This window comes from Pantoea piersonii (assembly GCF_003612015.1).
In the GTDB taxonomy this organism is placed as follows: domain Bacteria; phylum Pseudomonadota; class Gammaproteobacteria; order Enterobacterales; family Enterobacteriaceae; genus Pantoea; species Pantoea piersonii.
In genome coordinates, this window is sequence record NZ_RARB01000001.1 from 507,924 (window position 1) to 520,316 (window position 12,393).

14 protein-coding genes are annotated in these 12,393 nt (G+C 58.1%); 11 read left to right on the forward strand and 3 right to left on the reverse strand.

Annotated features, from left to right (window positions below):
- Positions 1-12: 12 nt before the first annotated feature.
- Positions 13-1,701 carry an aspartate:alanine antiporter gene (locus D7S44_RS02475; RefSeq protein ID WP_120451720.1) on the reverse strand — a complete coding sequence of 563 codons (1,689 nt, stop codon included), beginning with the start codon at positions 1,699-1,701 and terminating at the stop codon, positions 13-15.
- A gap of 250 nt (positions 1,702-1,951) precedes the next feature.
- Here D7S44_RS02475 and ybjM point away from each other — a divergent pair, with 250 nt between their 5' ends.
- Entirely contained in the window at positions 1,952-2,308 is a 357-nt protein-coding gene (gene ybjM / locus D7S44_RS02480) for an inner membrane protein YbjM (protein ID WP_120452846.1), read from the forward strand.
- Between the two features lie 51 nt (positions 2,309-2,359).
- On the opposite strand, the gene D7S44_RS02485 is transcribed toward ybjM, so the two are convergent.
- Positions 2,360-2,617, reverse strand: a complete 258-nt coding sequence (locus tag D7S44_RS02485; RefSeq protein ID WP_103795317.1) for a GrxA family glutaredoxin — start codon at positions 2,615-2,617, stop codon at positions 2,360-2,362.
- Between the two features lie 195 nt (positions 2,618-2,812).
- Between D7S44_RS02485 and D7S44_RS02490 the strand changes: the two genes are divergently transcribed.
- The 10 genes from D7S44_RS02490 to rlmC all read left to right on the forward strand — a co-directional run bounded on the left by D7S44_RS02490 (position 2,813) and on the right by rlmC (position 11,592).
- Positions 2,813-3,082: a DUF1418 family protein gene (locus D7S44_RS02490; protein ID WP_120451721.1), complete on the forward strand. Its 270-nt coding sequence runs from the start codon at positions 2,813-2,815 to the stop codon at positions 3,080-3,082.
- Positions 3,082-3,804, forward strand: coding sequence for an oxygen-insensitive NADPH nitroreductase (gene nfsA / locus D7S44_RS02495; RefSeq protein WP_120451723.1), 723 nt, complete (start codon positions 3,082-3,084; stop codon positions 3,802-3,804). Before D7S44_RS02490 ends, nfsA begins: the two co-directional genes overlap by 1 nt.
- An 18-nt stretch (positions 3,805-3,822) precedes the next feature.
- Positions 3,823-4,725: a 30S ribosomal protein S6--L-glutamate ligase gene (gene rimK / locus D7S44_RS02500; RefSeq protein ID WP_120452848.1), complete on the forward strand. Its 903-nt coding sequence runs from the start codon at positions 3,823-3,825 to the stop codon at positions 4,723-4,725.
- 87 nt (positions 4,726-4,812) lie between these two features.
- Positions 4,813-5,292, forward strand: coding sequence for a YbjN domain-containing protein (locus D7S44_RS02505; RefSeq protein WP_120451725.1), 480 nt, complete (start codon positions 4,813-4,815; stop codon positions 5,290-5,292).
- A gap of 383 nt (positions 5,293-5,675) precedes the next feature.
- On the forward strand, positions 5,676-6,782 hold the full coding sequence (potF, locus tag D7S44_RS02510; protein WP_120451727.1) for a spermidine/putrescine ABC transporter substrate-binding protein PotF: 1,107 nt from the start codon (positions 5,676-5,678) through the stop codon (positions 6,780-6,782).
- Between the two features lie 117 nt (positions 6,783-6,899).
- Positions 6,900-8,033, forward strand: a complete 1,134-nt coding sequence (potG, locus tag D7S44_RS02515) for a putrescine ABC transporter ATP-binding subunit PotG (protein WP_158591212.1) — start codon at positions 6,900-6,902, stop codon at positions 8,031-8,033.
- A gap of 9 nt (positions 8,034-8,042) precedes the next feature.
- Positions 8,043-9,008, forward strand: coding sequence for a putrescine ABC transporter permease PotH (gene potH / locus D7S44_RS02520; protein ID WP_120451731.1), 966 nt, complete (start codon positions 8,043-8,045; stop codon positions 9,006-9,008).
- Complete coding sequence (gene potI, locus D7S44_RS02525; RefSeq protein WP_120451733.1) at positions 9,005-9,850, forward strand: putrescine ABC transporter permease PotI; 846 nt, start codon at positions 9,005-9,007, stop codon at positions 9,848-9,850. The genes potH and potI overlap by 4 nt, the downstream gene beginning before the upstream one ends.
- A 73-nt stretch (positions 9,851-9,923) precedes the next feature.
- Positions 9,924-10,391 carry a YbjO family protein gene (locus tag D7S44_RS02530; RefSeq protein ID WP_120451735.1) on the forward strand — a complete coding sequence of 156 codons (468 nt, stop codon included), beginning with the start codon at positions 9,924-9,926 and terminating at the stop codon, positions 10,389-10,391.
- 49 nt (positions 10,392-10,440) lie between these two features.
- Entirely contained in the window at positions 10,441-11,592 is a 1,152-nt protein-coding gene (rlmC, locus tag D7S44_RS02535) for a 23S rRNA (uracil(747)-C(5))-methyltransferase RlmC (protein WP_120451737.1), read from the forward strand.
- Positions 11,593-11,655: 63 nt separating this feature from the next.
- Here the strand turns inward: rlmC and D7S44_RS02540 are convergent, their stop codons facing one another.
- Positions 11,656-12,387 (reverse strand): arginine ABC transporter substrate-binding protein, encoded by a 732-nt coding sequence (locus D7S44_RS02540; RefSeq protein WP_120451739.1) that lies wholly within the window; start codon positions 12,385-12,387, stop codon positions 11,656-11,658.
- Positions 12,388-12,393 lie beyond the last annotated feature (6 nt).

Here is a 12,393-nt window from a genome sequence, read left to right on the forward strand (position 1 = left end):
GTCAAAAAAATTTTATAAAGGCAAAAGCGGCCAGATAATCACAATCAGCGTACCGGCCAGCGTCAACAGTACGTTGGCGATGGCGTAAGTGCCCGCATAGCCCAGCGCTGGAATATTGCTGCGCGCCGTGTCGCAGATAATTTCCATGGCAGGCGCGCAGGTGCGCGCGCCCATAATCGCGCCGAACAGCAGCGCGCGGTTCATGCGCAGTACATAGGCGCCGAAGAGATAGCAGATCACCACCGGCAGCAGGCTCACCAGCAGACCGCACAGCAGCATCAGCGCGCCTTCGCTGCCGAGACCGTGATTAATGCCGCTGCCGGCGCTTAAGCCGACGCCCGCCATAAACACCATCAGCCCGAACTCTTTCACCATCGTCAGCGCGCCCTGCGGGATATAGCCAAAGGTGGGATGGTTGGCGCGCAAAAAGCCGAGCATAATGCCGGCGAACAGCAGCCCGGCGGCATTGCCAATACCGAAGCTGAAGTTGCTGAACTGGAAGGTAATCAGGCCGATCATCAGCCCGACGATAAAGAAGGCGCAGAACGCCAGCAGATCGGTCACCTGGCTGTGAATAGCGATAAATCCGATGCGGTCCGCCACGTTTTTTACGCGCTTCGCCTCGCCGCTGACCTGCAATATGTCGCCTTTATGCAACATAATGCTGTCGTCGATCGGCATCTCAATCTGGCTGCGGATCACGCGGTTAAGGAAGCAGCCGTGATCGGTCAGATTAAGTTTGCTGAGGCGCTTATTCACCGCGTTGTGGTTTTTCACCACGATCTCTTCAGTGACGATGCGCATATCGAGCAGATCGCGGTCGAAGACCTCTTTGCCGTTGCGGAAGCTGGCGTCGAGACGCGCATGGGCGTCCGGATAGCCTACCAGCGAAATATCATCGCCGAGCTGCAGCACCGCGTCGCCGTCGGGGCTGGCCAGAATGCCGTTGCGGCGAATACGCTCGATATAGCAACCGGTCTGGCGATAAATCCCCAGTTCACGCAGGTTTTTGCCGCCGCTCCACGCCACCAGCTCCGGGCCGACGCGATAGGCGCGGATAACCGGCAGAAAGACTTTGCGCTGGCTGTCGGCGTCAAGGCCGCGTTCGCGCGCGATTTGCTGCGCGCAGGTCGGCAGATCCTGATGCTGCAGGCGTGGCAGGTAGCGCGCGCCGAAAATCAGGCTGACCAGACCCACCAGGTAAGTCAGGGCGTAGCCGAGGGAGAGGTGATCCTGCATTAGCGCCAGCTGGCCGCTGTCGTTAATGCTCTGACGCAGGGTATCGCCCGCGCCGACCAGCACCGGCGTTGAGGTCATCGAGCCCGCCAGCATCCCCGCCGTCAGGCCGATATCCCAGCCAAAGAGTTTGCCGAAGCCCAGCGCCAGCAGCAGGGCGCTCACCACCATAACAATCGCCAGCAGAAAATAGTTTTTTCCGTCGCGGAAGAAAATAGAGAAAAAGTTGGGACCCGCCTCCACGCCGACGCAGAAAATAAACAGCATAAAGCCCAGGCTTAATGCCTCGGTATTCATGACGAAATGTTGTTGGCCGAGTAATAAAGAAACAACTAATACACCGATGGAATTACCTAACTGTACTGAACCCAGGCGCAATTTCCCCAGGCACAGACCGAGTGCTAAAACGACAAATAATAACAGAACGTCATTTCCGCTTAACAAATCTGCGACGTTTATGTTCACTGTTTAACTTCTTGTTTACCTGTAAGCTATTGATGACAGGCCTGTTTTTCGCTATCTTGTGCAGGCCGCGCAGCGAGCCTGCTGTTTTATTTAAACAGGTCACTCTTAAACGGCAGGTATTCTAATCATAAAAATCACCCTCAGCCATTAGCTTAAAATTTCATACAGCTATCGGCCTGTTTCATTTTATTTCCACCAGAGATCGCGGCGAGTTGTTGTCATTGTGATGATTTTCAATAAGTGGGGTGATATGCCACAGCGTTCCTTACGCTGGACCAGTGCAATGCTTGGCGTTGTACTCTACAGCCTGGTGTTTATTTATTCTCATTACTACTGGCTGGCGGGCAATGCACCGCTGCGAGGGCAGCCTGAACTGCTGCTTTTTTTGCTGCCGGGCGCGGTCATGGCGCTGCTGCATACGGAGAGTCCGTTAAAGAGCACGCTGCTGATGGCGCTGGGTGGCACGCTGCTTGGCGTGCTGCTGCTCAATAACGCGCTGCTGACGCATATCAACTGGCTGACCCTGTCGGTCTGGAGCCTGAGCGCGCTTTTCTGGGCGGGCAGCGGCGCGCTGCTGGTACGGCTGGTGCGTATCGTCTGGCGCTGAGGCCATAATGAAAAACGGGCCGATTCGGCCCGTTAAAAGAGCAGCGAAAAATTACGCGCTCAGATTCTCTTTGGTCCAGGCAGCGAAATCGGTGTAGCCACCAATATGCTGTTCATCAACGAAAATTTGCGGCACGGTGCTTACCGGCTTGCCCGCGCTTTTCTCCAGATCCGCTTTAGTAATGCCTTCCGCCTGGATATCCACATACTGGTAGCTAAAGTCGTCGCGCTCGGCGCTGAGCTTGTCGGCCAGCTCTTTCGCACGCACGCAGTAGGGGCAGCCAGGACGACCAAAAATCACAGTAACCATGAAACGCTCCTTAATTCAGGCTTTAAATGTGAGCAATGTCACATAAGCTCGGGGTAGATGGACAACATGATGCCCGCTCGAACCGCTTAAAGAAAGCAGGAAATGCCTGTTAGTCTGATGCGCGTCGTCTATGCAAGCTTGTGAAGCTTGACCATAATTGACGGCCTGAACCCGGTGCGACCCAGGAGAAAGCCCATGCCAAATCTGGCGCGTTTACCCAAAGTTTTGCTGATTATGGAGGCGCTCGGCGGTTTGCTGGCGCTGTGCGCGCTGCTGCTGGCTAACAACTGGCTGCCGCTGCCCGGCCATGCTGACAGCAAAATGGCGGCGACCGCGCTGCTGATTATCGGCATTTTGCTGATGCTGCCCGCCGCCTGGCTGATGATGTGGCGCACCGCAAAAGCGATGGCGCCGCAGCTGTTCGGTCGCACCCTTAATAAAAATGAGACTCGCCGGAGACCTTAATGACACCGACTATCGATCTATTGTGCAGCCACCGTTCCATTCGTGCCTTTACTGAGCAGGCGATTAGCGCGGAACAGCGTGAGGCGATTATCGCCGCGGCGCAATCGGCCTCCACCTCCAGCTTTCTTCAGTGCTCTTCCATTATTCGCATTACCGATCCCGCGCTGCGCCAGCAGCTGGTCACGCTGACGGGCGGCCAGCAGTGGGTGGCGGACGCCGCTGAATTCTGGGTGTTCTGTGCCGATTTTAATCGCCATTTGCAGATCTGCCCCGATGCGCAGCTGGGACGCGCTGAACAGCTGCTGCTGGGCTGCGTCGATACCGCGCTGATGGCGCAGAACGCGATGGTCGCCGCCGAATCGCTCGGCCTGGGTGGCGTGTTTATCGGCGGCATCCGCAACAGCATCGCGCAGGTTACTGAGCTGCTCGGCTTGCCGAAATTCGTGCTGCCGCTGTTTGGATTCTGCATCGGCTATCCCGCTGCGGTGCCCGATCCCAAGCCGCGTCTGCCGCAGGCGATGCTGGTGCATGAAAATCGCTATCAGCCGGTAGACCCGCAGGTGCTGGCCGACTACGATAGCCGCACGGCGATCTACTATGAGCACCGCGACAGCAATCAGCGCAGCGAGACCTGGAGCGAGCTGATTCAGCGTCTGATCATTAAAGAGACGCGCCCCTTTATGCTCGACTACCTGCATCAGCAGGGTTGGGCAACGCGCTAATCCACAAGAGGTTCGATGATGAAAATCGCCATCCTGTCGCGTGACGGGCAGCTTTATTCCTGCCGACGCCTGCGTGAGGTTGCCGAACAGCGCGGGCACGAGGTTCAAATCATCGATCCGCTCTCCTGCTACATGAATATCAATCCGGCGTCGCCGACGGTGCACTACCGCGGCGAACCCCTCGGTCATTTCGATGCGGTTATTCCGCGCATCGGGCCCGCCATCACCTTTTACGGCACGGCGGTGCTGCGTCAGTTCGAAATGTGCGGCAGCTACCCCCTCAACGAGTCGCTGGCGATCGCCCGCGCCCGCGACAAGCTGCGCTCGCTGCAGCTGCTGGCGCGTCAGGGCATCGATATGCCGGTGACCGGCTTCGCCTCGTCGCCGGACGATACCCAGGATCTTATCGCCATGGTGGGCGGCGCGCCGCTGGTGGTGAAGCTGGTGGAAGGCACGCAAGGCATCGGCGTGGTGCTGGCGGAGACGCGACAGGCAGCGGAGAGCGTGATCGACGCCTTCCGCGGGCTCAACGCGCATATTCTGGTGCAGGAGTTTATTCAGGAAGCGCAGGGACGCGACGTGCGCTGCCTGGTCATAGGCGATGAAGTGGTGGCGGCGATTGAGCGCGAGGCGAAAGAGGGCGATTTCCGCTCTAATCTGCACCGCGGCGGCAAAGCGCATCCGGTGGAGATCACGCCGCAGGAGCGCGCCATGGCGGTTAAAGCAGCCGCGACGCTGGGGCTGGAAGTGGCGGGTGTAGATATTTTGCGCGCTCGTCGCGGCCCGCTGGTGATGGAGGTTAACGCCTCGCCTGGGCTGGAGGGGATCGAAACCGCCACCGGTATGGATATCGCCGGGATGATGATCGGCTGGACAGAGCGGAACGCTTTGCCCGGTTTCAGTCTTAAAACCGGCGGCTGACGCGCGCTTTTCAGCGGTTTTCGTAGCGTCACGCGTTTTTTTTCCGTAAGCTTAGTCGCCTGTTTATTCACCCCTTGGGACACTACGATGGATTCTCTTGTCGTTCCGGATATCGACCTGTTGCGTCGCTGGCTGGATCAGCAAAATATCACCTGGTTCGAATGTGATGCCTGTCAGGCACTCCATCTGCCGCACATGCAAAATTTCGATGGGGTGTTTGACGCCAAAATCGATCTGGTCGACAACGTTATTCTCTTCTCCGCACTGGCGGAAGTGAAGCCGACGGCGCTGATCCCGCTGGTTGGCGATCTGTCGCAGATCAATGCCAGTTCACTCACGGTAAAAGCCTTTATCGACATTCAGGACGACAACCTGCCGAAGCTGATTGTCTGCCAGTCTCTCGGTACTACCGCCGGCTTGACCTTCGGCCAGTTCGCCAGCTTTATGAAGCAGAGCGAAGAGCAGGTCTCCATGGTGATTATGGAGGCCTTCGCCAATAATTTGCTGATGATGGGCGAAGAGGAAGAGCGCACGCCCGCCAGCTTCAGCCATTCACTGCTGCACTAGGCCAGCCGCTTTTACCGTCTCGTTTTAACTGCCGCTTTATGCGGCAGTTTTCATTTCTGGCTTCGCCATTTTTTATTCTGCATTTTGCCCTTTAATGCCAGATATTTCTCGTGCTTTATGCCATTCCTGCCAGACCACATAGCACAAACATGCATAACCTGTCGCTAAAAGGCGTTTTTTACGCTGGGGTATGGTAGAGCAAAGGACGGGGGGCTATTCTTGCGGGGCTGCATGGTACGTGGATTCGCAGCGCAGGTATCAGTTTTTACTATTAAACTCTCAATGAATATTGATTCATTGTGTCTGTGAATTGACGCACAGCTCGCAGCGCTGGGATCAGGTCTGGCCAGGTTGTGACGATCCGCTCAGGAGGAAGTAAGAAGATGTTCAATCAGAAAAAATGGTTGTCAGCTGCGGTTACCGGCGTACTGATGGTCGCCTCAGCAGGATCGATGGCGGAAGATAAAACGCTGCATGTCTATAACTGGTCAGATTATATCTCGGCGGACACCGTTCCGAATTTTGAAAAGCAGTCTGGCATTAAAGTGGTCTACGACGTCTTCGATTCCAACGAAGTGCTGGAAGGCAAACTGATGGCGGGCAGCACCGGCTACGACGTGGTGGTGCCATCCTCCAGCTTCCTGGCGCGCCAGCTGCAGTCCGGCGTATTCCAGCCGCTGGATAAGAGCAAACTGCCAAACTACAAAAATCTCGATCCTGAGCTGATGAAGAAAGTCGCCCAGCACGATCCCGATAATAAATACGCGATTCCTTATCTGTGGGGCACCACCGGTATCGGCTATAACGTCGAAAAGGTGAAAGCCGCGCTGGGCGCTGATGCGCCGGTCAACAGCTGGGATCTGGTGCTGAAGCCGGAAAACCTGGAGAAGCTGAAGAGCTGCGGCGTCTCTTTCCTTGACGCGCCAGAAGAGATTTTCGCCACCGTGCTGAATTATCTCGGCAAAGATCCCAACAGCTCCGACGCCAAAGATTACTCCGGCGCGGCGACCGATCTGCTGCTGAAGCTGCGCCCCAGCATTCGCTACTTCCACTCGTCGCAGTACATCAACGACCTGGCAAACGGCAATACCTGCGTCGCTATTGGCTGGTCCGGCGATATTCTGCAGGCGAAAAAACGCGCTGAACAGGCGAAAAACGGCGTGCAGCTCGCCTACAGCGTGCCGAAAGAGGGCGCGCTCGCCTTCTTCGACATGATGGCGATTCCGAAGGACGCGAAAAATCTTGATGCGGCCTATCAGTGGCTGAACTACATCATGGATCCGAAAGTCATTGCCGACGTTTCCAACAAGATGTCCTACGCTAACGGTAACAAGGCATCGCTGCCGCTCATCAATGCCGACGTCCGCAACAATCCGGGCATCTTCCCGACGCCGGAAGCGATGTCGAAGCTGTTCGTGCTGAAAGTGCAGGATCCGAAGCTGGATCGCGCGCGCACCCGTGCGTGGACGCGAGTGAAAAGCGGGAAATAAACGGCTTTTTGCGCAATCGCAAGCTTACAACCTGGAACAGAGGCGCTGCGCTGGCCTCTGTTTTCTCTTTTTTAGCGGCTGGCTTAGCCGTTCCGCGTAGACCGGAGTGAACTGTTAGTGAACGACGCGATCCCTCGTCCCCCCCATAAAACCGCAAAGGCGTTAACGCCGCTGCTGGAGATCCACAACCTGACCAAGTCCTTCGACGGGCAGCACGCCGTCGATGACGTCAGCCTGACCATCTATAAAGGCGAAATTTTCGCGCTGCTCGGCGCCTCCGGCTGCGGAAAATCGACGCTGCTGCGCATGCTGGCAGGGTTTGAGCCGCCGACCAGCGGGCAGATCGTGCTGGACGGACAGGATCTCTCCCACGTTCCGCCTTACCAGCGCCCGGTAAATATGATGTTTCAGTCCTACGCGCTCTTCCCGCATATGACGGTGGAGCAGAACATCGCGTTCGGGCTCAAACAGGACAGACTGCCGAAGGGCGAAATCACGGCGCGCGTGCAGGAGATGCTGGCGCTGGTGCATATGCAGGAGTTCGCGAAGCGCAAGCCGCACCAGCTCTCCGGCGGCCAGCGTCAGCGCGTGGCGCTGGCGCGCAGCCTGGCGAAGCGTCCCAAGCTGCTGCTGCTCGACGAGCCGATGGGGGCGCTCGATAAAAAATTGCGCGACCGGATGCAGCTGGAAGTGGTAGACATCCTTGAGCGCGTTGGCGCGACCTGCGTGATGGTCACCCACGACCAGGAAGAGGCGATGACCATGGCGGGCCGCATTGCCATTATGAACCGCGGCAAGTTCGTGCAGATCGGCGAGCCGGAAGAGATTTATGAACATCCCACTACCGTTTACAGCGCCGAGTTTATCGGCTCGGTTAATGTCTTTAACGGCATGCTGCGTGAACGTCAGGAAGATGGTCTGGTCATCGACAGCCCGGGGCTGGTGCATCCGCTGAAGGTCGACTCCGACGTATCAGTACCGGATAACGTGCCGGTGCATGTCGCGCTGCGCCCGGAAAAAGTGATGCTGTGCGAAGAGGTGCCGGAAGATGGCTATAACTTCGCCGTTGGCGAAGTGGTGCATATCGCCTACCTCGGCGACCTCTCTATCTATCATGTGCGGCTGAAAAGCGGGCAGATGATCAGCGCCCAGCTGCAGAATGCCCACCGTTTCCGCAAAGGCCTGCCGACCTGGGGCGATGAAGTTCGCCTCTGCTGGGATGTCGACAGCTGTGTGGTGCTGACGGCTTAAGGAGACGTAATGAGCCAACTTTTTCACTCCAGCAAGCCGGTCCGCGCCCGGCTGGCCGGTACGCCGCTGCAGCGCTGGGCGACGCGCATGAAAATGCGTCACGGCCGCAAGCTGGCGATCGCGCTGCCTTACGTCTGGCTGGTGCTTTTTTTCCTGCTGCCGTTTTTGATTGTGCTGAAGATCAGCTTCGCCGATATTGCGCGCGCCATTCCGCCCTATACCGAGCTGATTAGCTGGGCTGACGATCAGCTCAATATCGTGCTCAATCTGGGCAACTACCTGACGCTGACCGACGATCCGCTCTACGTGGACGCCTATCTGCAGTCGCTGAAGGTGGCGGCAATTTCGACCTTGATCTGCCTGCTGGTGGGCTATCCGCTCGCCTGGGCGGTAGCGCACAGTAAGCCTTCGATGCGCACCATCCTGCTGCTGCTGGTGATCCTGCCGTCGTGGACCTCTTTCCTGGTGCGTGTCTACGCCTGGATGGGCCTGCTGAATAATAACGGCATCCTGAACCGCTTCCTGATGTGGCTGGGTGTTATCGACCATCCGCTGGTGATCCTCTATACCAATACGGCGGTCTATATCGGTATCGTCTACTGTTACCTGCCGTTTATGGTGCTGCCGATCTATACCGCCCTGACGCGCATCGACTATTCGCTGGTGGAAGCCTCGCTCGATCTCGGCGCGAAGCCGCTGAAAACCTTTTTCAGCGTAATTGTGCCGCTGACCAAAGGCGGCATTATCGCCGGTTCGATGCTGGTCTTTATCCCGGCGGTGGGCGAATACGTCATTCCGGAACTGCTGGGCGGACCGGACAGCATTATGATTGGCCGTATCCTGTGGCAGGAATTTTTCAACAACCGCGACTGGCCGGTTGCCTCGGCGCTGGCGGTGATTATCCTGCTGATTTTGATTTTGCCTATCGTCTGGTTCCATAAGCATCAAAACCGTGAAATGGGAGAGAAGGAATGAACCAGCTGCCTGCGATCCGCTCGCCATGGCGCACCGCCATTCTGCTCTGCGGTTTCCTCTTTCTTTATGCGCCGATGCTGCTGCTGGTGGTCTACTCCTTTAACAGCTCGCAGCTGGTGACGGTATGGGAGAGCTTCTCTTTTCACTGGTATCGCGTGCTGTTTCAGGACGACGCCATGCTCGACGCGGTAGGGCTGAGCCTGACCATCGCCGCGCTGAGCGCCACCATGGCGGTGGTGCTCGGCACGATGGCTGCGGTGGTGGTGGTGCGCTTTGGCCGTTTCCGCGGCCATACCGGCTTCGCCTTTATGCTGACCGCGCCGCTGGTGATGCCTGATGTGATCACCGGGCTGTCGCTGCTGCTGCTCTTCGTCGCCATGGGCAACGCTTTCGGCTGGCCGAGCGATCGCGGCATGCTGACCATCTGGCTGGCGCACGTCACCTTCTGTACCGCCTATGTGGCGGTGGTGATCAATTCACGCCTGCGCGAGCTCGATCGCTCCATCGAAGAGGCGGCGATGGATCTGGGCGCAACGCCGCTAAAGGTTTTCTTTGTGATTACCGTGCCGATGATCGCACCAGCGATCGTTACCGGCTGGCTGCTGGCCTTTACGCTGTCGCTGGACGATCTGGTGATCGCCAGCTTCGTCACCGGGCCTGGCGCGACGACCTTGCCGATGGCGATCTTCGCCACCGTACGACGCGGTGTAAACCCGGAAATTAACGCGCTGGCCTCGCTAATCCTGTTTGTGGTCGGGCTGGTTGGGTTTATCGCCTGGCGCTGGATGGCGCACGAAGAAAAGCAGCGTGTTCGCGATATTCAGAAAGCCAGACGTGGCTGAAATCCGCAGCTTTTGCCACTATAAAAGCGGGCGGTTTTTTCCGCCCGCTTGCGTACCGTGACGGAGCCTTACCATGTCGGAAACCCTGAAAAACAGCGATTTTATCTCTCTCGCCCCCGTATCGGTGACGGTCGCGGGCATCGCCATTATCGCCACGCGCTGCCTGAGCGTGCTGATGCTGGCGAACGAGCTGGGCTTTGAGGAGATAGTGAACTTTGTTCACCGCAGCGCGCAGGCCTGGGATTCCACCCTTATCTTTATCGCCAGCCAGCTGATCTTTTTTTATGAGCTGCGCTGCGCCTTTCTGCTGTTGCGCGGCAGCAACCGCGGCCGCTGGGGCTTTTTCGCCACCCAGATCGCGGTGCTGCTCTATATGCTGCTGGCGTCGACTGGCGCTATCTACCCGGAGATTTTCAGCATCAGCGGCGCGAACAACGCGCAAATAATTCACCATACGCTGATGCAAAAGCTGCCCGATTTGCTGGTGCTGGGACTGCTGTTTGTGCCGGCCAGCAGCCGCGCATTTTTCCGTAAGCGGTGATACAATCGCGCTCCGCCCGAACCCCTGGGAGTAACACAGGCCTTACCCGATGCAATGCGCGCTCTATGACGCCGACCGCTGCCGTTCATGTCAGTGGCTGGAAAAACCCTATTCGCAACAGCTCAGCGACAAGCAGGCGCGGCTGGAAGCGCTGCTGGCGCAGCAGCCGGTAGCGCAGTGGCTGCCGCCGGTGACCTCGGCGCAGCAGGCGTTTCGCAACAAGGCGAAGATGGTGGTCAGCGGCAGCGTGGAGCGTCCGGTGCTGGGCATGGTGCAGCGCGACGGCAGCGCAGTGGATCTCAGTACCTGTCCACTCTATCCAGAGAGCTTTGCGCCGGTTTTTGCCGCGCTGAAACCCTTTATCGCCCGTGCGGGCTTAACTCCCTATAACGTGGCACGCAGGCGCGGCGAGCTGAAATTTCTGCTGCTGACCGAAAGCACGCAGGGCGGCATGATGCTGCGCTTTGTGCTGCGCTCCCGGGAAAAACTGGATCAGCTGCGTGCCGCGCTGCCGTGGCTGCAGCAACAGCTGCCGCAGCTTAAGGTGATCTCCGCGAATATACAGCCGGTGCATATGGCGATTCTGGAAGGGGATGAGGAGATTGCGCTGACGCCGTCTCAGTCGCTGGCGGAGAGCTTTAATCAGGTACCGCTCTGGATCCGACCGCAGAGCTTTTTCCAGACTAACCCGCAGGTTGCCGCCGCGCTCTACGCTACGGCGCGCGACTGGGTGCGCGAGCTGGCGATCGGCAGCATGTGGGATCTCTTCTGCGGCGTCGGCGGTTTTGGCCTGCACTGCGCCACGCCGCAGATGCAGCTGACCGGCATCGAGATCAGCGCCGAGGCAATCGCCTGCGCGCAGCGTTCGGCGGAGATGCTGGGGCTGGAAAAGGTCAGTTTCGCCGCGCTCGACTCGACCGCTTTCGCTACCGGACGCGACGCGGTGCCCGATCTGGTGCTGGTCAATCCGCCGCGCCGCGGCATCGGCAAAGCGCTGTGCGACTACCTGAGCCGTATGGCGCCCGGCTATATTCTCTACTCCAGCTGCAATCCCGAAAGCATGGCGCAGGATATTGCGCGTCTGGCGGACTATCGCGTAACGCGCGTGCAGCTGTTCGATATGTTTCCGCACACCGCGCATTTTGAGGTGCTGAGCCTGCTGACGCGCCAGGATGCGCAAGAGGGTGGGCCAGCGTCCTGACAGCCTGTACTGAGGACGATGCAGAACCGGTCAGGCTTCAGCCCGCTGGCCCATAGCGGCGAATTACTCGGGGAACCACTTCTGATTGAGCTGCTGCAGGACGCCGTTGTGCTTCAGCGTCGCCAGCGCGCCGTTCAGCCTGTCGCGCAGCGTGTCGTTGCCTTTACGCACCGCAATGCCCAGGCCGGTGCCAAAGTAAGCCTTATCCGTCACGTGCTCGCCAATCGGGGCTAAATCCGCGTTGGTTTTCAGCCACTGATTCACTACCGCCGTATCGCCGAAGACACCGTCTATACGGCCGTTTTTCATATCGAGAATGGCGTTCTGATAGCTGTCGTAGGCGACGGCGGCGATCTCAGGATGCTTCTCCTGCAGATATTTCTGGTGCGTCGTGCCGTTCTCAACGCCGATACGTTTGCCCTTCAGCGAGGCGAAATCGCTGAACTTGCCTTTGCGCGCGATAACGATAGCGGAGTTGGCGTAGTAGGGCTGGGTAAAGTCCACCTGCTTGCTGCGCTCGTCGGTAATATCCATGCCGGAGATGACCGCGTCAAAACGGCGGAACTTCAGCGACGGGATCAGGCTATCGAACGCGTTATTGGTGAAGGTGCACTCCGCCTTTAACTGCTGGCAGAGCGCCTTCGCCAGATCGATATCGTATCCCACGATCTGGTTGTCGCGATCCAGCGATTCAAACGGGGGATAGGTAGCGGAAGAGGCGAAGCGAATTGTCTCTGCCGCGTGGGCGCTCATTGCCAGAGTCGCCAGCGCGGCGGCAAGGATCCATTTTTTCATCGTGTA

Bases quoted from the DNA above. Each gene is read 5' to 3' on its own strand.
- ybjM (WP_120452846.1), top strand. From the start codon at position 1,952: ATGCCACAGCGTTCCTTACGCTGGACCAGTGCAATGCTTGGCGTTGTA.
- D7S44_RS02485 (WP_103795317.1), bottom strand. From the start codon at position 2,617: ATGGTTACTGTGATTTTTGGTCGTCCTGGCTGCCCCTACTGCGTGCGT.
- D7S44_RS02490 (WP_120451721.1), top strand. From the start codon at position 2,813: ATGCCAAATCTGGCGCGTTTACCCAAAGTTTTGCTGATTATGGAGGCG.
- nfsA (WP_120451723.1), top strand. From the start codon at position 3,082: ATGACACCGACTATCGATCTATTGTGCAGCCACCGTTCCATTCGTGCC.
- rimK (WP_120452848.1), top strand. From the start codon at position 3,823: ATGAAAATCGCCATCCTGTCGCGTGACGGGCAGCTTTATTCCTGCCGA.
- D7S44_RS02505 (WP_120451725.1), top strand. From the start codon at position 4,813: ATGGATTCTCTTGTCGTTCCGGATATCGACCTGTTGCGTCGCTGGCTG.
- potF (WP_120451727.1), top strand. From the start codon at position 5,676: ATGTTCAATCAGAAAAAATGGTTGTCAGCTGCGGTTACCGGCGTACTG.
- potH (WP_120451731.1), top strand. From the start codon at position 8,043: ATGAGCCAACTTTTTCACTCCAGCAAGCCGGTCCGCGCCCGGCTGGCC.
- potI (WP_120451733.1), top strand. From the start codon at position 9,005: ATGAACCAGCTGCCTGCGATCCGCTCGCCATGGCGCACCGCCATTCTG.
- D7S44_RS02530 (WP_120451735.1), top strand. From the start codon at position 9,924: ATGTCGGAAACCCTGAAAAACAGCGATTTTATCTCTCTCGCCCCCGTA.
- rlmC (WP_120451737.1), top strand. From the start codon at position 10,441: ATGCAATGCGCGCTCTATGACGCCGACCGCTGCCGTTCATGTCAGTGG.
- D7S44_RS02540 (WP_120451739.1), bottom strand. From the start codon at position 12,387: ATGAAAAAATGGATCCTTGCCGCCGCGCTGGCGACTCTGGCAATGAGC.